At 69.6% G+C, this 21,743-nt stretch carries 19 protein-coding genes and 1 tRNA gene; 5 read left to right on the forward strand and 15 right to left on the reverse strand.

What is annotated here, in order from left to right:
- Window positions 1-18 precede the first annotated feature (18 nt).
- The 14 genes from QNO12_RS12570 to gabT form a co-directional block, all read right to left on the reverse strand.
- Window positions 19-837 carry an amino acid ABC transporter ATP-binding protein gene (locus tag QNO12_RS12570; RefSeq protein ID WP_285177992.1) on the reverse strand — a complete coding sequence of 273 codons (819 nt, stop codon included), beginning with the start codon at window positions 835-837 and terminating at the stop codon, window positions 19-21.
- Window positions 824-1,489: an amino acid ABC transporter permease gene (locus QNO12_RS12575; protein ID WP_257503040.1), complete on the reverse strand. Its 666-nt coding sequence runs from the start codon at window positions 1,487-1,489 to the stop codon at window positions 824-826. Before QNO12_RS12575 ends, QNO12_RS12570 begins: the two co-directional genes overlap by 14 nt.
- A 53-nt stretch (window positions 1,490-1,542) precedes the next feature.
- On the reverse strand, window positions 1,543-2,346 hold the full coding sequence (locus tag QNO12_RS12580) for an amino acid ABC transporter substrate-binding protein (RefSeq protein WP_257503041.1): 804 nt from the start codon (window positions 2,344-2,346) through the stop codon (window positions 1,543-1,545).
- A gap of 108 nt (window positions 2,347-2,454) precedes the next feature.
- Window positions 2,455-3,501, reverse strand: coding sequence for an NAD(P)H-dependent flavin oxidoreductase (locus QNO12_RS12585; RefSeq protein WP_257503042.1), 1,047 nt, complete (start codon window positions 3,499-3,501; stop codon window positions 2,455-2,457).
- A gap of 189 nt (window positions 3,502-3,690) precedes the next feature.
- A complete protein-coding gene (gene rplA / locus QNO12_RS12590; RefSeq protein ID WP_257503043.1) occupies window positions 3,691-4,380 on the reverse strand; it encodes a 50S ribosomal protein L1 in 690 nt (229 codons plus the stop codon).
- A 14-nt stretch (window positions 4,381-4,394) separates the two neighbouring features.
- Window positions 4,395-4,826, reverse strand: a complete 432-nt coding sequence (rplK, locus tag QNO12_RS12595) for a 50S ribosomal protein L11 (RefSeq protein ID WP_257503044.1) — start codon at window positions 4,824-4,826, stop codon at window positions 4,395-4,397.
- A gap of 188 nt (window positions 4,827-5,014) precedes the next feature.
- Window positions 5,015-6,223 (reverse strand): transcription termination/antitermination protein NusG, encoded by a 1,209-nt coding sequence (nusG, locus tag QNO12_RS12600; protein ID WP_257503045.1) that lies wholly within the window; start codon window positions 6,221-6,223, stop codon window positions 5,015-5,017.
- Between the two features lie 65 nt (window positions 6,224-6,288).
- Window positions 6,289-6,552 carry a preprotein translocase subunit SecE gene (secE, locus tag QNO12_RS12605; RefSeq protein ID WP_257503046.1) on the reverse strand — a complete coding sequence of 88 codons (264 nt, stop codon included), beginning with the start codon at window positions 6,550-6,552 and terminating at the stop codon, window positions 6,289-6,291.
- A 45-nt stretch (window positions 6,553-6,597) separates the two neighbouring features.
- Window positions 6,598-6,670, reverse strand: a tRNA-Trp gene (locus QNO12_RS12610).
- A 176-nt stretch (window positions 6,671-6,846) separates the two neighbouring features.
- The gene (locus QNO12_RS12615; protein ID WP_257503047.1) at window positions 6,847-8,214 is read right to left on the reverse strand and encodes an NAD-dependent succinate-semialdehyde dehydrogenase; all 1,368 of its coding nucleotides are present in this window, start codon (window positions 8,212-8,214) and stop codon (window positions 6,847-6,849) included.
- Window positions 8,215-8,254: 40 nt separating this feature from the next.
- Window positions 8,255-9,820, reverse strand: a complete 1,566-nt coding sequence (locus QNO12_RS12620; RefSeq protein WP_257503048.1) for an APC family permease — start codon at window positions 9,818-9,820, stop codon at window positions 8,255-8,257.
- Window positions 9,817-10,704 (reverse strand): universal stress protein, encoded by an 888-nt coding sequence (locus QNO12_RS12625; protein ID WP_257503049.1) that lies wholly within the window; start codon window positions 10,702-10,704, stop codon window positions 9,817-9,819. Before QNO12_RS12625 ends, QNO12_RS12620 begins: the two co-directional genes overlap by 4 nt.
- On the reverse strand, window positions 10,701-12,077 hold the full coding sequence (locus QNO12_RS12630) for a flavin monoamine oxidase family protein (RefSeq protein WP_257503050.1): 1,377 nt from the start codon (window positions 12,075-12,077) through the stop codon (window positions 10,701-10,703). Before QNO12_RS12630 ends, QNO12_RS12625 begins: the two co-directional genes overlap by 4 nt.
- A 79-nt stretch (window positions 12,078-12,156) precedes the next feature.
- Window positions 12,157-13,524, reverse strand: coding sequence for a 4-aminobutyrate--2-oxoglutarate transaminase (gene gabT / locus QNO12_RS12635; protein WP_257503051.1), 1,368 nt, complete (start codon window positions 13,522-13,524; stop codon window positions 12,157-12,159).
- A 97-nt stretch (window positions 13,525-13,621) separates the two neighbouring features.
- On the opposite strand from gabT, the gene QNO12_RS12640 reads away from it, so the two are divergent.
- Window positions 13,622-15,151, forward strand: coding sequence for a PucR family transcriptional regulator (locus tag QNO12_RS12640; RefSeq protein ID WP_257503052.1), 1,530 nt, complete (start codon window positions 13,622-13,624; stop codon window positions 15,149-15,151).
- 397 nt (window positions 15,152-15,548) lie between these two features.
- Here QNO12_RS12640 and QNO12_RS12645 read toward each other — a convergent pair whose 3' ends face one another.
- Window positions 15,549-17,477 (reverse strand): BglG family transcription antiterminator, encoded by a 1,929-nt coding sequence (locus tag QNO12_RS12645; protein WP_257503053.1) that lies wholly within the window; start codon window positions 17,475-17,477, stop codon window positions 15,549-15,551.
- A 163-nt stretch (window positions 17,478-17,640) separates the two neighbouring features.
- Here QNO12_RS12645 and QNO12_RS12650 point away from each other — a divergent pair, with 163 nt between their 5' ends.
- From QNO12_RS12650 to QNO12_RS12665, 4 genes are read left to right on the forward strand one after another with little or no spacing between them, the layout of a single operon-like run.
- Window positions 17,641-18,036 (forward strand): PTS sugar transporter subunit IIB, encoded by a 396-nt coding sequence (locus QNO12_RS12650; RefSeq protein ID WP_257503054.1) that lies wholly within the window; start codon window positions 17,641-17,643, stop codon window positions 18,034-18,036.
- A gap of 1 nt (window position 18,037) precedes the next feature.
- Window positions 18,038-18,313 carry an HPr family phosphocarrier protein gene (locus tag QNO12_RS12655; RefSeq protein ID WP_257503055.1) on the forward strand — a complete coding sequence of 92 codons (276 nt, stop codon included), beginning with the start codon at window positions 18,038-18,040 and terminating at the stop codon, window positions 18,311-18,313.
- Between the two features lie 29 nt (window positions 18,314-18,342).
- Complete coding sequence (gene ptsP, locus QNO12_RS12660) at window positions 18,343-20,046, forward strand: phosphoenolpyruvate--protein phosphotransferase (protein WP_257503056.1); 1,704 nt, start codon at window positions 18,343-18,345, stop codon at window positions 20,044-20,046.
- Entirely contained in the window at window positions 20,043-21,716 is a 1,674-nt protein-coding gene (locus QNO12_RS12665; RefSeq protein WP_257503057.1) for a PTS mannitol transporter subunit IIBC, read from the forward strand. The genes ptsP and QNO12_RS12665 overlap by 4 nt, the downstream gene beginning before the upstream one ends.
- Window positions 21,717-21,743: the final 27 nt, after the last annotated feature.

Genomic DNA, 21,743 nt, shown 5'->3' on the forward strand with positions numbered 1-21,743 from the left:
CGGCGGCGCGGGGCCGGATCAGTCCTCGAACGGACGCAGGATCCGGTCCAGGAAACGCCTCGTCCGCTCGTGCGTCGGGTTGGCCAGCAGCGCCTTGGGCGCACCGCGCTCCAGGATGACGCCGTCGTCGAAGAACAGCACCTCGTCCGCGACCTCACGGGCGAAGGCGAGTTCGTGGGTCACGATCACCATGGTCCAGCCCTCGTCCGCGAGCTCCTTCAGCACCACGAGGACCTCGCCGACCAGTTCGGGGTCCAGCGCGCTGGTGGGCTCGTCGAACAGCAGCAGGTCGGGCTGCAGAGCCAGGGCGCGGACGATCCCGACGCGCTGCTGCTGTCCGCCGGACAGCTGGAACGGATACGCGTCGCGCTTGTCGGCGAGACCGACCCGGTCCAGAAGCCGCTCGGCCCGCTGCACCGCCACCGCCTTGGGCACGCCGTGCGCGTGGACCGGACCCTCGATGACGTTCTCGATCACCGTCAGGTGCGGGAAGAGGTTGTGGTGCTGGAAAACCATCGCGGAGCGATCGCGCAGCGCCATCCGCTGTGCTTTGGACGGACGGCGCGAGAAGTCCGTCACCTCGGCGTCGGCGAATTCGATCACACCGCCGTCGGGCGTCTCCAGCCCGTTCAACGTGCGCAGCACGGTCGTCTTGCCCGACCCGCTCGGACCGATCAAGCAGACCACGTCGCCGCGCTGCACCTCGAAGTCCACACCCTTCAGCACCCGATTGGCGCCGAAGCTCTTCTGCAGTCCGCGCACGCGCAGCAGGGGTCCGGCCAGGGCGGCCGCCGGTGGAGCGAGCGGATCGGAGCCGGGGACGTCAGTGGGCGACATAGCGGTCCAGCCTCTTCTCCAGGGCACCCTGTCCGGCCGAGAGCACCAGACAGAACAGCCAGTAGATCAGCGCCGCCTCGAGGTAGATGATCATGAACTCGTAGGTGAAGGCGGCGATGGTCTGGGCCTGACGGAACAGTTCGGTGACCAGGATCAGCGACGCAAGCGAGGTGTCCTTCACCAGCGAGATGAACGTGTTGGACAGCGGCGGCACGGACACTCGCGCAGCCTGCGGGAGGATGATCCGTGTGAGCTGCTTGCCGTGCGAGAGTCCGACGGTGTAACCGGCCTCCCATTGTCCCTTCGGGACGGACAGGATGGCGGCGCGGATGATCTCGGCGGCGTAACCGCCGACGTTCAGCGAGAAGGCGAGGATCGCCGCCGGCCAGGGGTCGACCACGATGCCGAGCGAGGGCAGCCCGTAGAAGATCACGAAGAGCTGGACCAGCAGCGGCGTGCCCCGGATGACGGAGATGTAGAAACGGGCGACGGCCGACAGCACGCGACTTCCCGAGATCCGCATGAGGGCGACGCCGAGGGCGAGCACCAATCCGATCGCGAACGAGGCCAGCGCCAGCGGGATGGTCCCCCGCAGTCCCGCCCACAGCAGGGGCCAGAACGAGTCGACGACCAGGGTCCACGTCTCGTTCATCACCCCTCCTCACCAATCACGGCCGCGCGAGGAGGCGGGCCGTGTCACCGCGACTACGACGTGACGTCGGCGCCGAAGTACTTCTCGCTGATCTCGGCGAGCACGCCCTCCTCGCGCAGTTCACCCAGCGCCTGGTCGATCGCGTCGACCAGCGCCTGCTTGTCCTTCGTGAAGGTGAACGCGCTGCTGGCCGGATCGTCGGTCTCGGCGGCGATCTTCAGGCCGGTGGGGCCGTCTGTGGTCTCGTAGTCCAGGAAGGTGAGCTTGTCGTTGATGGTCGCATCCACCCGTCCCTGCGTGAGCAGGGCCACGGCCTGAGCCCAGCCCTCGACAGCTTCGACGGTGGCACCGCTCTCCTGGGCGAGTTCGTACCAGTTGCTGGTGAGCGACTGCGCCGTCGTCTTTCCGGCGAGGTCCGCGAAGCTCGAGATCGACTCGTCGTCCTCGGGGACGACGATCACGCCCGGCGAGACGGAGTACGGCTCGCTGAAGAGGTACTTCTCCTCGCGCTCCGGGTTGATCGAGACCTGGTTGCCGATGACGTCGAAACGGCCCGCCTCCAGACCGGCGAAGATCGCGTCCCATTGCGTCTCCTGGAACGAGATCTCGAGTCCGAGCTTCTCGGCGACGGCCTCGGCGATCTCCACGTCGAAGCCGACGAGCTCGCCGGATGCGTCGTGGAAGCTGAAGGGTCGGTAGGTGCCCTCGGTCGCCACCGTGAGGGTTCCGGCCCGGACCAGATCCAACTCGTCGGCCGGCGCGGAGGAGGCAGGATCTGAGCCGGCGCCGCACGCGGAGAGGGTGAGAGCGGCCGAAGCGGCGAGGACGATGGCGGCGAAAACGGTACGACGTGACATGCGCTGTGGTGCTCCTGAGATATCGGCTCTGCTGGGGGCAGGACGAACCAGTACATCACGCGACCCGGCGGGCGAGCGCTTATCGTTACGCTGCGTTTCGCCGCCGCCTCAGCCGGGCACTCCGGCACGCAGCTCGGCGAACACGTCAGCGGCGTCGTCGTGGCGGGTCAGCGCGGCGGACTGACCCGCCCACAAGGACAGCAACTCCCCGCGGTCCTGCGCGGCCGCCTCGGCGCGGAAGGCTCCGGTCAACCAGTTCTGTGCCGGGAACGGGGCGATCAGGCCGCCGGTCTCGATCTCGCGCATCGCGTGATTCGGGATGCCGCGGGCCAGGCGGCCGCTCATCGCCCGGGTCAGCACCGTAGCGGTGTCGTCCGCGGCGGCGATGGCGGTGCGGTGTGCATCCGGAACGGCCGACTGGCGGGTGCGCAGGAATGCCGTGCCCACCTGAACGCCGACGGCGCCGAGCGCGAACGCCGCCGCGACGCCGCGCCGGTCGGCGATGCCGCCGGCCGCGATCACCGGCACGCCGACGGCGTCGGCGACCTGAGGCAGGAGTGAGAACAGCCCGACCAGCGACTGCTCGGCGGGGCGCAGGAACGACACCCGGTGCCCGGCCGCCTCCATCCCGCTGGCGACGATGGCGTCCACGCCCGCCTCGTGCAGTGCCCTGGCTTCGGCGACGGTGGTCGCGGTGGCCAGCACGACCATTCCGCGCCGATGCGCACGGGCGATCACCTCGGCAGCGGGCACGCCGAAGACGAAGCTGACGACGGCAGGTGCGGCATCCAGCACGGCGTCGAACTGGTCATCGAAGGAAGGCAGGAAGGCCGCCGGCGGTGTCGGAGCGGGCATCCCCACGTCGGCGTACAGCGGCGCCAGGACATCCAGGAACCGCTGCAGGTCCAGGTCCGCCGGTGTCACTTCGTCGCCGGTCGGCACCCACAAGTTGACGGCGAACGGCCGGTCGGTGGCGGCGCGCAGTCCGGTGATGACGGCGTGGATGCGCTCGGGTGGGTACCCGTACAGCCCGAACGAGCCGAGACCGCCGCTGTCGCTCACCAGCGCGGTCAGCTCGACCGACGACGCCCCGCCGAAGGGCCCGAGCACGATCGGCTCGTCGATCCCCAGCAGGTCTTGCAGTGTGGCGGGCATGGCGGCCGTCCTCTCGCGGTGCGGATCCTCCGACGGTACGCCGCAGCCGCGCGCCGCGCGCGGTTGCGACGGGCCGCCGCACCGGCGGGGGCACACCCGTGGCGGACGACGAAGGGGTCCCGCCGAATCGGCGGGACCCCTTCGTGCAGTCGCACGCGGAGCCTGGGCTGCGCGTGCGAGAGCGGGTGTCTACAGCGAGTTGACATCCAGCGGGATGCCGGGGCCGAACGTGGTCGACACGGCGCCCTTCTGGATGTAGCGGCCCTTCGAGCTGGACGGCTTGAGGCGGATGATCTCCTCGAGCGCAGCCTTGATGTTCTCGTCGAGCTGGTCGGCCGAGAACGAGGCCTTGCCCACCACGAAGTGCACGTTGGCGTGCTTGTCGACGCGGAACTCGATCTTTCCGCCCTTGATCTCCTCGACGGCCTTGGCCGGGTTGGGGGTCACGGTGCCGGTCTTCGGGTTCGGCATCAGGCCGCGGGGACCCAGGACCTTGCCGAGACGACCGACCTGGCCCATGAGCTCAGGGGTGGCCACGGCGGCATCGAAGTTGGTCCAGCCGTCGGCGACGCGCTGGATGAGCTCGGCGCCGCCGACCTCATCGGCACCTGCGGCGATCGCGGCTTCAGCGGCCGGGCCGGTCGCGAAGACGATCACTCGGGCGGTCTTGCCGGTTCCGTGCGGCAGGATGACGGTGCCGCGCACCATCTGGTCCGCCTTGCGGGGGTCGACGGCGAGCTTCAGCGCGACCTCGACGGTCGAGTCGAACTTCGCCGAACCGGTCTCCTTCGCCAGGGCGACGGCCTCGGTGGGCGTGTAGAACTTGTCAGCCGCGATCTTCGCGGCGGCGGCCTGGTAGGCCTTGGACTTGGTAGCCATGGTCGTTATCTCCCTCAGTCCTCAACCGTGATGCCCATGGAACGGGCGGTACCGGCGATGATCTTCGAGGCGGCCTCGAGGTCATTCGCGTTCAGGTCGGGCTGCTTGACCTCGGCGATCTCGCGCACCTGAGCCTTGGTGAGCTTTGCCACCTTGGTCGTGTGCGGGGTCGGCGAGCCCTTGGCCACGCCTGCGGCCTTCTTGATCAGCTCGGCCGCCGGCGGCGTCTTGAGGATGAACGTGAAGCTGCGGTCCTCGTAGACGGTGATCTCGACGGGGATGACGTTGCCACGCTGCGCCTCGGTGGCGGCGTTGTAGGCCTTGCAGAACTCCATGATGTTGACGCCGTGCTGACCGAGCGCGGGCCCGATCGGCGGCGCCGGGTTGGCGGCGCCGGCTTTGATCTGGAGTTTGATCAGGCCGGTCACCTTCTTCTTGGGTGCCATTTCCTTTTCCTTTCATCGAGCGGATGCCGCGGCATCCGTTCTCCCGCACACTCGGCGTCTCCGAGCCGCGGTTCTCCCCGGTGAACCGGGGAAGTCTCTATTGGGTTTCGATACGCGCGCTTCGCGCGCTACTCAACCTTGACCCGATCGCGCATCAACCCTGCTTCGCAGAATTGATCCGCGCCGCGTCAAAGCTTCGTGACCTGATCGAACGACAGCTCGACCGGCGTCTCGCGCTCGAAAAGGGAGACCAGGACCGTGAGCTTTCCGCTCTCGGGCTTGATCTCGCTGATCGTGCCGGGCAGACCCGCGAACGAGCCTTCCTTGATCGTGATGGTCTCGCCGACCTCGAAGTCGACCTCGGCGGGGATGCTGCGTGCGACGGCGTGGCCGCCCTTGGCAGCGGCGCCCTTGGCGGGTGCGACTTCCTTGATCTCGACGAGGCTCTTGAGCATGTTGAAGGACTCTTCGAACCGCAGCGGCGTCGGGTTGTGCGCGTTGCCGACGAAGCCGGTCACGCCCGGCGTGTGCCGCACGACAGACCAGGTGTCCTCGTTCAGCTCCATGCGCACGAGCACATAGCCGGGGATCCGGACGCGCGTGACCATCTTGCGCTGTCCGTTCTTGATCTCGACGACGTCCTCCATCGGGACCTCGACCTGGTAGATGTCGTCTTCGACCTCGAGCGTGGACTTGCGCTGCTCGATGTTCGCCTTCACCTTGCGCTCGAATCCGGCGTACGAGTGGATGACGTACCACTTGCCCGGGAGGCTGCGCAGCTCGGCGCGGAACGCCTCGTACGGGTCTTCCTCGCCGTCCTCGGTGTCGCCGTCCTCGGTGTCGCCGTCCTCGGCGACCGCGCCGGCGGTGTCCACCGCGTCCGCATCGTCAGCGTCTTCGGCGTCTGCCGCGTCGAGGTCGGGCTCGACGGTGGCGGCATCGGCCGGGCTGACGGATGCTTCGACCTCGTCGACGACCTCTGCTGCGGCATCCACCTCGGCGACGAACTCCGCGTCCAGCACGGGCTCATCCTCGTCGCCGTTGATGTCGGGACCGTCGTACGGGGTCACGTCATCGGCGTGGTCGGCCGCGTACTCGGCGACCTCGTCGGCGAGCGAATCGGTCAGCACCTCAGCGGCCGCTTCGGCCTCGTCGGCCTTGTCGATGTGCAGAGCGTCGTTCACGATTGCGTCCGCCTCCGGATCGTCGATGTCGATGTCGTCCAGATCCGAGAGGTCTTCTTCCTCGTCGTCGACGATGTGCACGGCCAGGTGTTCGGCCGGCGTGTTGGCACGGTCCTCCTGGGCGAGGATGCTGCCCTCCTGGGCTTCGTCGTCCTCGGACGACTGCTCAGCGGCGGTCGCCCAGTCGGCGTCGTCTACATATCTTTCAGACAATTGCGTTCTCTTCCGTTTCGTGGGCGTCGGATTCAGCGATCCGCCCCGCGGTGCAACTCAAGTGGTCAGGCGGGAACGCCGAAGACGACGGTCGTCACCCAGACGAACAGCAGGTCCAGGCCGTAGACCAGCGCCATCATCACGACCACGAACCCGAGCACGACGCCCGTGTACTTGATCAGCTCTTGGCGCGTCGGCGTGACGACCTTGCGGAGTTCGGCGAACACCTGACGGACGAACAGCGCGATGCGAGCGAAGACGTTCGGCTTCTTCGTGCGGGGCGCGCCGCCCGAAGCGACGACCTCGCCCTTCGGCTCGTCTTGGATCATCGAACCCACCTGATTACCTTCCGTGTGTCAGCTTCGGCTGACGCGCAGGGCGGACAGGAATCGAACCTGCAACCTGCGGTTTTGGAGACCGCTGCTCTGCCAATTGAGCTACCGCCCTAGAGGCCTGCGGCCTCAGGATGCCTGCACACTCGCACCGCGACCTGTATGAAAGGGAGCAGGCCCGGACAGCGGGCACGGCGAAAGAATGCAGACTTCAACTGCTCATTCCAGTGTACGGCATGGGCTGGATGCGGGCGAACCGCGGGCCGGGTCCGCGCGGACCCGGCCGGGCGCTCACGCGCCGACGCGGACCAGCTTCTTGTTCACGAACTCGTCCGCCGCGAGCAGCCCCATCTCCCGGCCGGTGCCGCTGCGCTTGACACCGCCGAACGGCAGCTCCGGCGAGTCCGCGAGCACGAGGTTCACGTAGACCATGCCGGCCTCGATGCGGTCCGCGACCCGCTGCGCCTGATCCTGGTCGGTGGTGAACACGTAGGAGCCGAGCCCGAACGGGGTGTCGTTGGCGATCCGGACGGCATCCTCCTCGTCGGCCGCGCGGTACACGATGCCCACGGGTCCGAAGAACTCTTCGCGGTACGCGTCCATCTCGGGTGTCACATCGGTGAGCACCGTCGCGGGATAGAACGCGCCGTCACGCGAGCCTCCGGCCACCAGCGTCGCGCCCTGCGCGACCGCCTTCTCGACCTGCTCTTCGAGGCGCTCCGCGGCCGCCAGGGACGACAGCGGACCCAGCACGGTGTCCTCGGCGAACGGATCGCCTAGCTTGGACCCGGTCATGACGGCGGTGAACTTCTCCAGGAACGGCTGGTACAGCTCGTCGGCGACGATGAAGCGTTTGGCCGCGTTGCAGGACTGGCCGGTGTTGTCCAGACGCGCGTCCGCGGCGGCCTGGACGGCGGCATCCAGATCATCGGTGGAGAGCAGGATGAACGGGTCCGATCCGCCGAGTTCCAGGACGACCTTCTTGAGGTTGCGTCCGGCGACCTCCGCGACGGCCGCACCGGCACGCTCCGACCCGGTGACCGACACGCCGTGCACGCGGGGGTCGGCGATCACCTCGGCGGCCTGCTCGTTGGTCAGGTACAGGTTGGTGTACGCGCCCTCGGGGAAGCCGGCATCGTGGTACATCGTCTCGATCGCGGCGGAGGACTCCGGGCACTGGCCGGCATGCTTGAGCAGGATCGGGTTGCCGATCAGCAGGTTGGGTGCGGCGAACCGGGCCACCTGGTAGTACGGGAAGTTCCACGGCATGATCCCCAGCAGCACGCCCAGCGGCGAGCGGCGGATCACCGCGGTCCCCTCTCCGAGGATGTCGATCGGCTGATCCGCCATGATCCGCTCGGCATTGTCCGCGTAGAACTCGGTGATGTCGGCGGCGAAGTCCACCTCGGCGACGGCCGCGGCGAGGGGCTTGCCCATCTCGCGCACGATGATCGCGCCGAGGTCGTCGCGCCGCTCGCGGTGAAGCTCGGCGACCCGCCGCAGCAGCGCGGCGCGTTCGGCGACGGTGGAGGTGCGCGCCCAGCCTCGGGATGCCGCGTCCGCGGCCGCCAGCGCCTGCTCGAGTTCCGCGTCCGTCGCGACGGGGTAGGTGGCCAGGGTCTCGCCGGTGGCCGGGTTGACGACTGCGTAGTCGCTCATGGTTTCTCCTTCGCTGATGTGTCGGGTCTTCGGGGGCCGGCTAGCGGCGGCGGCGGCGCAGGCTCGCGGGGGCGTCCATCGAGAGCGTCTCGCCTCGGAAATAGGCCGGCCGCCTGATCGCCTGCCAGATCATGATGATGATCCCCAGACCGATGATGGCCACGCCGAGCACGAACACGCTGCCCAGCCCGAACCATTCCGTCCCGCTGCCGTAATCGGGGTCCATGCTCTCGACGAGCGTGATCCCGAACAGGATCAGCAGGATGACTCCGCCCACCAGCGGGAACAGCAGGGTGAAGAACGCGTTGCGGACCGAGTCGAACCACTGCTTGCGGAAATACCAGACGCACGCGAACGCGGTGATGCCGTAGTAGAAGCAGATCATCAAGCCGAGGGTCGTGATCGTGTCCCACAGGACGTTCTCGTTGACGAATCGCATGATCGTGTAGAACACCGACGCCACGATGGCAGAGACGATCGTCGCGAACCCCGGGGTGAAGAAGCGCGGGCTGACTTCGGCGAACCGTCGCGGCAGCGCCCCGTAGTGGCCCATCGCCAGCAGCGTGCGCGCGGGTGAGACGAAGGTCGACTGCAGCGAGGACGCGGAGCTGGTCAGCACCGCCAGCGAGACGAGGAAGGCGAGCGGGCCGAGAATCGGGCCGGACAGGAAGAAGAACACGTTCGCCTGGATGTCCTCGTTGCCCAGCCCCAGTCCTTCCGCGCCGGTCCCGGCGAACGCGAGCAGCGAGACCGAGATCAGCAGATACAGCACCACGATGGTGATGACCGTCAGCGTCGCCGCGCGGCCCGGGGTCTTCTCCGGGTCCCTGGTCTCCTCGTTCATGGTGAGGGTCACATCCCAGCCCCAGAAGATGAAGATCGACAGCGACAGACCGGCCACCACTGCCGTGAACGAGCCGACCGCGAAGGGGTTGAACCAGGACAGCTCGACGGGGCTCGCGTCGAACGCGTTGCCCTGAGCGACGTGGACGAACGCCGCGACCGAGAAGATCACGAGCACGACCACCTGGAAGCTGACCAGCACGTACTGCAGCTTCTGCGTGGTCTGCATGTCGCGGTAGGAGATCGTCGTGGCGCCGAGCATGAACAGCAGGCAGACCACGACGTTGATGAACGGGTTGAACGCCAGCTCGGCGATCGAGCCGGGACTGCCGGCGATCTGGTCGATGAGCAGGAAGAGGAACTCGACGGCGATGCCGGCGAGGTTGGACAGCACCAGGATGGTCGCGGCGATCAGTCCCCATCCGGCCATCCAGCCCACCCATGGGCCGAAGGCGCGGGCAGCCCAGGTGAAGGACGTGCCGGCGTCCGGCATCCGTCGATTCAGCTCGCGATAGCCGAACGCCACCAGCAGCATCGGGATGAAACCGACCAGGATGATCGCCGGCACCTGGAACCCGACCTCCGACACGGTCGGGCCCAGTGCCGCGGTGAGCGTGTACGCCGGCGCGATGCACGAGATGCCGATGACGACGGCGCCGATCAGACCGACGGTGCCGGCGCTCAGACCTTTCGAGGAGAGCCCGCCATCGCTCTGGGCGGCCGGCGCGGCAAGCGGCGGCGCAGCATCCGTGTCTTCGGTCATCGCGACGCTCCTTCCGCGGTCCGCGTGCGCGGCACCACGATCATGGGGACGGGCAGTTCGTGCAGCATCTTGGCGGCCGTGGAGCCGAGGAACAGCCGGCGCGGCTGCGCCAGGCGGCTCGAGGCGACGATGGCCAGCTCGCCGGGCTCCCAGCTGAGGTTCTGCACGGCGTCCTCGATGCTGTCCCCGCGGGCCACCACCGCCTCGGCCGCGCCGCCGTTGGCAAGCGCGGCCCGAGCCCGCGCGAGCACCTCATCCGCGTGCGCGGCACCGGCGATGCGGATGACACCGGTATCGACACTCGCCGGGAGGTCGACCGTCACCAGGGAGAGCAGCCGCAGCTCCGCTCCGGTGGCCTCGGCGAGCGAGGTCGCCTCATGCAGCAGCGCGTCCGCGCCCGGGCGGGTCCCGATCGCGGCGGTGACGCGGGTGACGCCGATGGCCGGATCGACCCGGCGGGACCCCTCCGGTGCGAGGACGACCGGAACGCTCGAGGAGTGCAGCAGTTCGGTGGCCACCGACCCCAGGCGATGCCGTCCGCGGCGGCCGCCGTTGGCGGCGCCGACGACGATGTGCGTGGCACCGAACTCCTGCGCGGCCGCCTCCAGCCCCTCCGCGAAGGAGTCGGCGTAGCGGACGTTCGTGGTGACCGCAGTGCCTTCCGGGACGCCGGAGGCCGCGGCATCCAGCCAGGCGGCGGCCTTGTCCCTGAGGTAGCGGTCGTAGCTCGCATCGGGAGGCGTGATCACGCTGCGACCGTCGCTGGGCAGCACCACGACGACATCCAGCCCGGATCCGGATGCCGCGGCCAGGCGCGCACCGAGCGCGACGGCATCCTCACCGGCGTCCGTGGCGGTGTATCCGACGACGATGCGACCGCTCATGCGCGAGCCTCCTGGATCAGCTGCGCCGCGGCGAGGCGACCCATGCGGATCGCGCCGTCCACGTGCTGATAGCCGGCGCCGGCGAGGTCGCTGCACGCGAAGCGGATGGGGCCGACGGGTGCTCTCAGGTCGGCGCCGTAGCGGTGCAGCCCGCCGAGGTCGAAGCTCGCCGCGTACGCGCCGCGGGTCCATTCCTCCGAGCCCCAGTCGCTTTCGTAGTAGACGACGGGGTTCTTCGCCTCCGGGCCGTAGTAGTGCGAGAGCGACTCGAGGATGCGCTCTTTGCGCTCCTCCGCGGAGAGGCGGAACACGTCATCGGCGTGCTGGTCCGAGACGAATCCGACCAGGGTGCCGCGCGGGTCGTCGTGGTTGGTGTTGTCGTACGCCTCGTGGACCAGCTGGTAGGGGCTGAAGGCTGTGCCGGACAGGCCCTGCTCCCGCCAGAACGGGCGGTCGTAGACGGCATGCACCTTGATCACGAAGCCCATCGAGAGGTGCTGGTGCATCTGATGCTGCAGCCGCGGCAGAGCGGGCACGAACGAGATCCGCGGATAGAGGTTGGGCGCGAGGGCGAGGATCGCGAACCGGGCGCGCACGGTCATGCCGTCCGCGACCGCGGTGACCCTGGGACTGCCCGCACCGGTCGAGGTGCCCCATTCCAGGGTGCGCACCGCCTGGCCGAGGAACACATCGTCACCGAGACGCTCCGCCAGCAGCAGCGGCACCTGCTGCAGCCCGCCCACCACGCGCTTGTCGAGAATGAAGTCCGCATCCACGAGGTGCGAGAAGCTGCCCGCGCTGGCGGCCATCAGCACCGCCTGCAGGGTGGAGAACGTGTGCGCGGGCTTGGTCAGCATCGCGCCGGCGATGAACAGCGCGATGTTGTCCCGCGCTTCCTCGTCATCGGTGTGCTCCGCCAGCCACGCCTCGAACGAGACGCGATCGAGGGCCTCGGCGTCGGGGTGCGCCCACGGCCGGTCCGGGTCCATCTGGGCGGCGAGGGAATCGAGCAGCTCGATGAGCTCGACCATGGCCTTCTCGGTCGCGGGCGGGACCGGGAAGATCTCGCCGGTGAACCGCGTCAGCTGTGCATGCTGATCGACGTACACCGAGTCGCCCGCGCGATACCGGTCGTAGGTCTCCAGGCCCAGGTCCGCGAGGGTCTCGATCAGCGCACCCTGGTCAGGCGAGACCCACTGGCCGCCGATCTCGAGCATCGCCCCGTCGATCACGTCGGTCCACAGCCGGCCGCCGACCCGGTCGCGTGCTTCCAGCACCGCCACGGACAGCCCGGCCTTCTTCAGCTGGTTCGCGGCCGTGAGCCCGGCGGCCCCCGCCCCGACGATCACGACGTCACGGTTCAGCTCGACCATGTCGGCTCCTTTGCTCGGTGAATGGGGAGAGTGCTGACCCTGCCGGACCCGGCGCCGTGCCCGGTCCGGTGCGGAGGCTTCACAGGTCGCGCAGCGCGGATGCCACCACGTCCATCCCTTCGCCGAGCAGCTCGTCGGAGATGGACAGCGGAGGAAGGAAGCGGATGACGTTCCCGTAGGTCCCGCAGGTGAGCACGATGACCCCGTTCGCGATGCAGTGCTTCGCGATCGCCGCGGTCAGAGCGGCATCCGGATCCCCCGTGGCCGGGTCGACGAACTCCGCGGCGATCATCGCTCCGTGTCCGCGCACATCGCCCAGTCGGGGGTCCGAGGCGCGCAGCGCGGCGAGGCGCTCGATGAGGATGGCGCCCAGCTCGTTCGCCCGGGCGATGAGCCCGTCGTTCTCGTACGCGTCGATCGCGGCCACGGCTGCGGCGCAGGCGAGCGGGTTGCCGCCGTACGTGCCCCCCAGACCGCCGGCGTGCGAGGCATCCATGATCTCGGCCCGGCCGGTCACCGCCGCCAGCGGAAGCCCGCCGGCGATCCCCTTCGCGGTGGTGATCAGGTCGGGCACGATGCCGAAGTGCTCGCTCGCGAACATCGCACCGGTGCGCGCGAATCCGGTCTGCACCTCGTCGGCGATGAACACCACGTCATTCTCGCGGCACCAGTCCACCAGCGCCGGCAGGAAGCCCTCCGCCGGGACGATGAAGCCGCCCTCGCCCTGGATCGGCTCCAGCACGATCGCCGCCACGTTGTCGGCTCCGACCTGCTTCTCGATGATCGAGATGGCCCGCCGAGCGGCATCCGGCCCGCTCAACCCGTCCCGGAACGGGTAGGACATGGGAGCGCGGTAGACCTCGCCGGCGAACGGGCCGAACCCGCTCTTGTAGGGCATGCTCTTGGCCGTCAGCGCCATCGTAAGGTTGGTGCGGCCGTGGTAACCGTGGTCGAACGCGACGACGGCCTGCTTCTTGGTGTATTTGCGGGCGATCTTGACCGCGTTCTCGACGGCCTCGGCGCCGGAGTTGAACAGCGCGCTCTTCTTCTCGTGGTCGCCGGGCGTGATACGGTTCAACGCTTCGGCGACCGCGACGTAGGACTCGTAAGGCGAGACCATGAAGCACGTGTGGGTGAACTGCGCGACCTGGGCCTGAACGGCCGCGACCACCCGAGGGTGCGCGTTGCCCAGCGTGGTCACGGCGATGCCGGCGCCGAGGTCGATCAGCGAGTTGCCGTCGGCGTCCACGATCACTCCCCCGCCGGCCGCGACGGCCTGGATCGGCACCGTGTGCCCGACCCCGGCTGCCACCGCGGCGGCTTTGCGGGCGATCAGCTCCTGGGAGCGCGGTCCGGGGATGCTGGTCACGACCCGCCGCTCCTGCGGGAGGCTCGGTCCACCGAGGGGGGTGGGGACGGTCAGGGTATCGGTGGCGGGCGCGCTCATGGTCGCGAGCGTATGCGGTGGGATGCCGCGCACGCATGCTCCGCGCTGTACATTCTGGAGGTAACCACCGTACGTCCCGTACACCGATCGGAGCCCTGTGCAGACGACCGACACTCCTACGCTGGGTGCGCTGCTGGCGCGCGGGGATCTGCGGCTCCGACTGGAGGGGGACGGCGCTGCGCTCGCCGAGGGCGCGTTGGATCGGCCGCTGCGCTGGGTGCACAGCTCGGACCTCGCCGATCCCACGCCGTTCCTGTCCGAGGGGCTCGCGCTGCTGACCACCGGGACGCAGTTCCAGGATGCTGCGGACGACCCCGCCGTGTACCGCGAGTACGTGAGCCGGCTGTCCGCGCGCGGAGTGATCGGTCTCGGCTTCGGCACGGAAGTGGTGCGCGACGGGATTCCGCCGCTGCTGGTGGAGGCGTGCCGCGCGCTGCGGATGCCGCTGTTCGAGGTGCCGTACCGCACGCCGTTCATCGCGGTCGCCCGGGCCGGGGCGGAGGCGATCGCCGCGCAGTCCTACGCGCGACGAAGCTGGGCACTCGCTGCGCAGCGCGCGATCTCGCTCGCTGCGCTGCGGCCGGACGGGCTGGGAGCGACCCTGGCCGAGCTCGCGCGGCAGCTGGATGCGTGGGTCGGGCTGTTCGACGGCGCCGGCTCGCTGACCCGCGAGCACCCCGGCGCGCTGGAGCCCGCCGTGGCGGAGGAGCTGCGCTCCGAGGTCGGTGCGGTGCTGCGCCGCGGCGCGCGGGCCGGATCGTCGCTGCGCATCCGCGGCACCGCTTTCACGTTGCAGACGCTCGGACGCGGCGGGCACCTGCGCGGAGTGATCGCGATGTCCGCAGCCGATCTGGATCAGGAGGGGCGCGGTGTGGTCACCGCCGTCGTGGCGATGGCGGGGCTCGCACTCGAGCAGCAGCAGGGAATGGATCGCGCCCGCACGCTCCTGCGCGCCGGTCTCGTGCACGCGCTGCGCAGCGACGATCCGACCCTTGCCCGGCGCATTGCCCGCGATCTGTGGGGCGGGCTGCCCGCACCGCCGGTGCTGGTGGCGATGACGGACGCCGCGGCCGCCCGGCGGGACGCCGTGCGGGAGTGGCTGGAGCTGCGTGCGGATCAGCGGCGCGGGCGACTGTTCTTCGGTCGCAGCGAGGACGGCCTGGTGCTGGTGGTCAACGCCGCCGACGCCGACCTGCTGGAGGAGCTCGCGGAGCGATTCGAGGTCCACATCGGCGTCTCGGACCCGGCCGCGTACGACGCGTTCTCCGGCGGTGTGGATCAGGCCCGTCTCGCCCGCGATCGCGGCGACGGGCGCGTTTCGCGCTTCCGCGACGCCGTCGGCACCGGCGTATTGTCCGTCCCGCCCTCGCCCGAGGCCCGCACCGTCGCCGACGCGGCCCTCGCGCCGCTGGTGCGGCACGACCTCGAGCACAACACCGCCCTGCGCGAGACCGTGCGCGCGTGGCTGGCGAACGACTGCTCGCACGAGGCTTCCGCTCGCGCCCTCGGCGTGCACCGGCACACCGTCCGCGCACGGATCGCGGCGGCCGAGCGCGTGCTGGGTCTGGACCTCGGCTCGTTCCCCGTTCGCGCCGAACTGTGGGCTGCGCTGCGGCTGAGTTCCTGAGGCCGCGGGCGCGGCATCCGACCCGCCCCTCCGCCCGCGCCCCCTTTCGCTCCCCCTGTCACGACACGCCGCGCAGACTCGCAGAACGCGACAGGCGAGCAGGCGTCACCCCCGGCCCCTCCGCTCCCCTGTCACGACACGCCGCGCACACCCGCAGAATGCGACAGGCGAGCAGGCGTCACCCCCGGCCCCTCCGCTCCCCCGTCACGACACGCCAAGCACACCCGCAGAACGCGACAGGCGAGCAGGCGCCACCCGCGACCCCTCCGCTCCCCCGTCACGACACGCCAAGCACACCCGCAGAACGCGACAGGCGAGCAGGCGCCACCCGCGACCCCTCCGCTCCCCCGTCACGACACGCCGAGCACACCGCAGAACGCGACAGGCGAGCGGGCCGTCACCCGTCGATGACGGCGACGAGCTCGTCCAGGAAGCCCGCGAAGGTCGTGCTGCGACGCACGATCCGGTGGACGCTGTCCCGCTCGGAGAACACCTCCACGAACTGCTCGAAGACCGTCTGGAACGCTTCGCGATCGGTCTCCGAGAACGCCACGACCGCGACCACCTGCACGCGGCCCTCGCCCCAGGGGATCGACGGGTCGGCGATGCCCACCGCGATGGCCGTTCGGGTCGCGGTCATGCCCAGCGCATGCGGGACGGCCAGGGCGTCGGTGAAGGCGGTGGAGGACAGTCGTTCGCGCTCGATCGTCCGTTCGATGTAGTCCTCATCGATGATGCCCTCGGCTACGAGGGGTGCGCCCAGCCGCCGGATCACACCCTCCTCGCCGGCCTCGGCATCCAGCCCGTGCACGAACGCCGACGGAACGAAATAGCGCTCCAGCTCCTTGCGCAGCCGCGCCAGCCGCCGCGACCGACGGATCCGCGCCGCCGCGGTCTGGACCCGGTCCACGTCGGCGTCGGTCAGGAAGGGCTGGATCCGGACGAACCGGTCCCCGACGACGGCCGGTTCGATGGTCGTCAGCACCAGGTCGGTGTCGATCGTGTCCCAGTCCGGATCCACGCGGGTCTCCACGCCGACCACCTCGATCGACTGCCCGAGCGAACGGTCCACGCTCGAGCGCAGGAGCTCGTGCAGTTCGTAGTACCCCGGGCACACGATGGTGGCGGTCAGCAGCTGGTCCGCGCGCCGGCTGCGCTCGAGCCGGCCGCCGACGTGCATGGCGATGTACGCGATCTCGTCGTCCAGGAGAGGGATGCCGAGCCGCTGCTGCAGGCCGCTCGCGATGAAGACGGCCACCTCGAAGATCATCGGGTACGTCGACTTCAGCGACTTCGTGAGCGGATTGCGCGACCACGCCTGCTCCCGGGCGCGATGCTGCAGATTCTGCACGTGCAGAGCGAGGCGCAGGATGAAGTCCTCGTGCGCTATGTCGACGAGGAACTCGGCCGCGGCCGTCTCGACCACCTCGCGCACGGCCGCTTCCACGTCCGGATCCAGGCGCGAGCGCGCGTGATCGGACGGCACGGACGCGCCGGGCGCGACCACCCGGGTCAGCACGAGGGTCGACAGATGCTGCAGATCCCCGGCTCCGAGACTGACGCCCAGGTGCTGCTCGACGAGCCGCCCGAGGATCGCCGCGACCTCCTGCTGCGCGGGACGCACCTCGCCCGCGGTGCCTTCCAGCGCGCGGTCCCGCCCCACCCGGTCCGCCGCGATCGCGATGTGCATCACGACATCGGAGATGCCGAACTCGTTGACGAAGTATCCGAGGGCACCCAGTTCGGCGACCAGCTCGGTCTTGAACGGACCGAAGGCGTGCGCGCCCACGGAGCCCTCACCCAGCGTGCGCCGCAGGGCATCCAGGTCGAACGATCCGGCATCCATCTCGTCGTGCGCCAGCCTGCTGAGCAGGCGCCGCTGCGCCATCTCGGTGCCGCGCAGCCGCGCCTGAGACGCCGACCGCTCCAGGGTCAGCTCGGTGCCTCCGAGCAGACCGCGCACGCGGGCGAGGTCGGCCTCCAGCGTCGCCGGGCTGACGTGGAGTCCCGCTGCGGTCTCGAACACGTCCACGCCGTCCTCCGCGTCGAGCAGCGCGCGAACGAGGGTGTGCAGCCGGTCGCGGGGCGTTCCGCCCTCTGCGGTGCCGGGCACGCGCAGGGCGACGGCGGCCTCCGGTCCGGCCCGGTATCCCTGCGGACCCGATTCGACGGCCAGTCCATCAGGAACACGCGCATTGATGGCCGTCACGTAGGAGCGGATGCTGCGGGGTGTGACTCCGAGGGCGTCCGCGAGCGCGGCGGCCGTGACCCAGTCCCCGTCCCGCGAGAGAAGTCCCAGAAGACGATCCTGTCTCGCTCTGGTCACGTCGTCCCCTTGCGCATCGATGCGATGGTTCGCGGCCAGTCAACCACGCGGCGGCGGCCCTCGGCCCAGCGAGGATGCCGATCCCTCCTTTCCGCCCCTCCGGAAAGTTGCGTGGTTGTCGGCTCACAGCGTTTTCACAAGAATGGACGCAGGAGGCCGGTCGATGCGGATCTTGGTTGTCTGCGGTGCAGGTGCGTCCAGCACCTTCGTCGCTCAGCGCGTTCGCCACGCCGCGCAGGACCGCGGCCTCCCCTACGCGGCTTTCGCGGGAACCGAGAAGTCGCTGCCGATCGACCTGGATGCGGCCGATGTGGTCCTGGTCGGGCCGCACCTGAGCCACGCCATCGCCGGCATCGAGCGCGACGCCGCCAGCCGCGGCACCACGGTGGTGCTGCTGCCGCCGGACATCTTCACTGACCTGGACGGCACGCGCACGCTCGCCCTCGTGCACGCGGCGATCGGACTGGGCGAGGACGCCGCTCCGGCGAGCACGATGCCGCTCGCTGCCACGGCACCCGCGCCGGCCACCACCACCGCCGTTCGACAGGAAGAGGACTGAGATGCCCCCGACGACCCGGACCGTCCGAATCGGATCCGCGCACGGCCTGCACGCGCGGCCGGCGAAGCTGTTCGCCCAGGCGGCCAAGGATTCCGGCATCCCGGTCACGATCTCGAAGGATGCCGGCAGCCCGGTGAACGCGGCGAGCATCCTCGGTGTGATCGCGCTCGGGATCGAACAGGGCGACTACGTGACCCTGACCGCCGAGGGCGAGGGCGCGGAGTCCACGCTGGACCGGCTGAGCGATCTGCTCTCCACCGATCACGATGCCCAGTAGCCGATGAGCGAGCCGAGAGAGGGACGATCATGACGGAGTTGCGGGGCGTGGGAATCGGGCTGGGCGTGGCGCAAGGACCCGTCGCCCGGATGGCCGAGCCGCTGCCGGCACCGGCCGACACCCCGAGCACGCTGAGCCCGGATGAGGAGACCACGCGGGTCCGGGATGCCGTCACCGGCGTCGCACGGGAGCTCGAGCAGCGCGGCGCGCAGGCCGGCGGTGCCGCGCGGGACGTGCTGGAGGCGCAGGCCATGATGGCCGAGGACCCCAGCCTCGAGGCGGAGATCGACACCCGAATCGCCGCCGGGATGACCGCCGAGTTCGCCGTCCACGACGCATTCGCGTCATTCCGGGACACGCTGACGGCGATGGGCGGATACCTCGGCGAGCGCGCCGCGGACCTGGACGACGTCGCACAGCGCGTCATCGCCCGGCTGCGCGGCCTTCCCGCTCCCGGCGTGCCCGACCCGGGGCACGCGTTCGTGCTCGTCGCGAAAGACCTCGCGCCGGCCGATACCGCGCTGCTGGACCTGGACAAGGTGCTCGCCCTGATCACCACCGAGGGTGGACCCACCTCGCACACCGCGATCCTGGCCAGGGAGAAATCCATCGTCGCGGTCGTCGGCGCGGTCGGGGCGACCGGCCTGGTCGACGGGGAGACGGTGATCGTGGATGCCGCGGCCGGCGTCGTCACGACGCAGCCCAGCGCGGAGGAGCTGGAGCGGGCGCAGAATCGCGCGGCCGCCCGCGCCTCCGCCGCATCCGCCCCGATCACCCCCGGAGCCCTCGCCGACGGCACACCCATCCCGTTGCTGGCGAACCTGGGCAATCCCGCCGGGGCGGCGGAGGCCGTCGCGCTGGGCGCCGAGGGCGTCGGCCTGTTCCGCACCGAGTTCCTCTTCCTCAGTTCCAACAGCGCTCCCACGATCGAGCAGCAGCGGGTGTCGTACGAGGCGCTGCTGTCGGCTTTCCCGGGCAAGAAGGTGGTGGTGCGGGTACTGGATGCCGGAGCCGACAAGCCGCTGCCCTTCCTCAACGATGCGCACGAGGAGAACCCGGCGCTGGGTCTGCGCGGGCTGCGGGCACTGCGCGCCAGCGAGGACATCCTGCGCGAGCAGCTCACTGCGCTCGCCGAAGCGGATGCCGCGACCCGGGCTGCCCCGGGCGGGGGAGCCGATCTCTGGGTGATGGCGCCGATGGTCGCCACCGTCGAGGAGGCCCGCTACTTCACCGCGATCGCCCGCGACTACGGCATCCGCACAGCCGGAGTGATGGTCGAGGTGCCCTCCTCGGCGCTGCTGGCCGACCGCATCCTCGTGGACGCTGACTTCGCCTCGATCGGCACGAACGATCTGACGCAGTACACGCTCGCCGCAGACCGGCTGCTCGGCTCGGTGGCGGCATTTCAGGATCCGTGGAACCCCGCCGTGCTGCGGCTGATCCGTGAAGTGGGCGATGCCGGCCGCATCCACGGCAAGCCCGTCGGCATCTGCGGCGAAGCCGCCGCCGACCCGCTCCTTGCGGTGGTCCTGGTCGGACTCGGCGCGACCAGCCTGTCGATGGCCCCCACCGCGATCGCCGACGTGCGCGCCGCGCTCCTGGAACACTCGCTCGACCATGCCAGAGCCATCGCCGAGGCAGCCCTCGCCGCGGACGACGCGGCGACCGCCCGAACCGCAGCGCAAGACGCCGCGGCCACTCCCACCGAGAAAGAGAAAGAGACACAGCTATGACAACGACGTCTACGCCCGTATCGGGCGGAAACCGGGCGAGGATCGGAGTCCAGCGCTTCGGCACCTTCCTGTCCGGCATGATCATGCCGAACATCGCCGCATTCATCGCATGGGGCTTCGTCACCATGCTCTTCATCTCGGTCGGCTGGCTGGGACAGTGGTATCCGGTCGCCAACATGCTCGGCGGCTTCGGCAACGCCGCGGACATCGGCTGGGAAGGCGCCATGACGGCACTGGCCGAAGCCGACGGCGCCACGTTCCCGCAGTACGTCGGCTTGGTCGGCCCGATGGTCACCTACCTCCTCCCGCTCCTCATCGCGAACACCGCCGGCCGCATGGTCTACGGCGAGCGCGGCGGCGTGGTGGCCTCGATCGCCGTGATGGGCGTGATCGTCGGCACCAACATCCCGATGTTCCTCGGTGCGATGATCATGGGTCCGCTGGCGGCCTGGATCACCAAGCAGATGGACAGGCTGTGGGACGGGAAGATCCGGCCCGGCTTCGAGATGCTGGTGAACAACTTCTCAGCCGGCATCCTGGGCATGCTGCTGGCGATCGTCGGCTTCTTCGTCTTCGGCCCCGCAGTGCTCGGCATCAGCACGGCCCTGGGTGGGGCTGTGGCCTGGCTGGTGTCACTGAACCTGCTGCCGCTGCTGTCGATCATCGTGGAGCCGGCCAAGGTGCTGTTCCTGAACAACGCCATCAACCACGGGGTCTTCACGCCGCTGGGCATCGAGCAGGCCGCCGAGACCGGCAAGTCGATCCTGTTCCTGATCGAGGCCAACCCCGGCCCCGGTGTGGGGCTGCTGCTGGCCTTCTCGTTCTTCGGCGTAGGAATGGCCAAGGCCTCGGCACCCGGGGCGATCATCATCCAGTTCTTCGGCGGCATCCACGAGATCTACTTCCCATACGCCCTGAGCAAGCCGATGACGATCCTGGCCTTGATCGCCGGTGGCGCCACCGGCGTGGCCACGAACATGGTGCTCGGCGGCGGGCTGGCCTTCCCGGCCGCCCCGGGCAGCATCATCGCCGTGACCGCCGCCGCAGCCGGACCCGCCGCCGGCGGGATCGGCAACCTGCTGGTGGTCTACCTCTCGGTGGTGCTCGCCGCGGCGGTGACCTTCCTGATCACCGCGGTCATCCTCCGCTCCACGCGCAAGCGCGACCTGGAGGCCGGCTTGGACGGTGACCTCAGCGCAGCCATCGCGCAGACCGAGGCGAACAAGGGCAAGGAGTCGGCTGCACTGGCCGGACTCCGCGCCAGCGCCGGAAAGGACGCCCGGGCCGAGCGCGACGCCGAGGCCGCCTACGACGAGGCCGAGACGGCCCGCTCGACCGACGGTGCGCTCAGCGGCGGCATCCTGACCACCAAGCAGGTCAAGAACATCGTGTTCGCCTGCGACGCCGGCATGGGTTCGTCGGCGATGGGGGCGAGCGTGCTGCGCAACAAGATCAAGAAGGCGGGCATCGAGGGGGTCACGGTCGTGAACAAGGCGATCGCGAATCTGGACTCCTCGGCCGATCTGGTGATCACGCAGAACCAGCTCACGGACCGAGCACGGCAGAAGACGCCGGATGCGATCCACATCTCCGTCGACAACTTCATGAACTCGCCGAAGTACGAGGAGGTCGTAGACCTGGTGCAGGACCAGCACAAGGATGGACAGTAGGCGCTGAGACCGCTGCGGAGTCGGGCG

Origin of the sequence: Microbacterium sp. zg-B185 (assembly GCF_030246885.1) — a bacterium.
In the GTDB taxonomy this organism is placed as follows: domain Bacteria; phylum Actinomycetota; class Actinomycetes; order Actinomycetales; family Microbacteriaceae; genus Microbacterium.

Bases quoted from the DNA above. Each gene is read 5' to 3' on its own strand.
- QNO12_RS12570 (WP_285177992.1), bottom strand. From the start codon at position 837: ATGTCGCCCACTGACGTCCCCGGCTCCGATCCGCTCGCTCCACCGGCG.
- QNO12_RS12575 (WP_257503040.1), bottom strand. From the start codon at position 1,489: ATGAACGAGACGTGGACCCTGGTCGTCGACTCGTTCTGGCCCCTGCTG.
- QNO12_RS12580 (WP_257503041.1), bottom strand. From the start codon at position 2,346: ATGTCACGTCGTACCGTTTTCGCCGCCATCGTCCTCGCCGCTTCGGCC.
- QNO12_RS12585 (WP_257503042.1), bottom strand. From the start codon at position 3,501: ATGCCCGCCACACTGCAAGACCTGCTGGGGATCGACGAGCCGATCGTG.
- rplA (WP_257503043.1), bottom strand. From the start codon at position 4,380: ATGGCTACCAAGTCCAAGGCCTACCAGGCCGCCGCCGCGAAGATCGCG.
- rplK (WP_257503044.1), bottom strand. From the start codon at position 4,826: ATGGCACCCAAGAAGAAGGTGACCGGCCTGATCAAACTCCAGATCAAA.
- secE (WP_257503046.1), bottom strand. From the start codon at position 6,552: ATGATCCAAGACGAGCCGAAGGGCGAGGTCGTCGCTTCGGGCGGCGCG.
- QNO12_RS12615 (WP_257503047.1), bottom strand. From the start codon at position 8,214: ATGAGCGACTACGCAGTCGTCAACCCGGCCACCGGCGAGACCCTGGCC.
- QNO12_RS12620 (WP_257503048.1), bottom strand. From the start codon at position 9,820: ATGACCGAAGACACGGATGCTGCGCCGCCGCTTGCCGCGCCGGCCGCC.
- QNO12_RS12625 (WP_257503049.1), bottom strand. From the start codon at position 10,704: ATGAGCGGTCGCATCGTCGTCGGATACACCGCCACGGACGCCGGTGAG.
- QNO12_RS12630 (WP_257503050.1), bottom strand. From the start codon at position 12,077: ATGGTCGAGCTGAACCGTGACGTCGTGATCGTCGGGGCGGGGGCCGCC.
- gabT (WP_257503051.1), bottom strand. From the start codon at position 13,524: ATGAGCGCGCCCGCCACCGATACCCTGACCGTCCCCACCCCCCTCGGT.
- QNO12_RS12650 (WP_257503054.1), top strand. From the start codon at position 17,641: ATGCGGATCTTGGTTGTCTGCGGTGCAGGTGCGTCCAGCACCTTCGTC.
- QNO12_RS12655 (WP_257503055.1), top strand. From the start codon at position 18,038: ATGCCCCCGACGACCCGGACCGTCCGAATCGGATCCGCGCACGGCCTG.
- ptsP (WP_257503056.1), top strand. From the start codon at position 18,343: ATGACGGAGTTGCGGGGCGTGGGAATCGGGCTGGGCGTGGCGCAAGGA.
- QNO12_RS12665 (WP_257503057.1), top strand. From the start codon at position 20,043: ATGACAACGACGTCTACGCCCGTATCGGGCGGAAACCGGGCGAGGATC.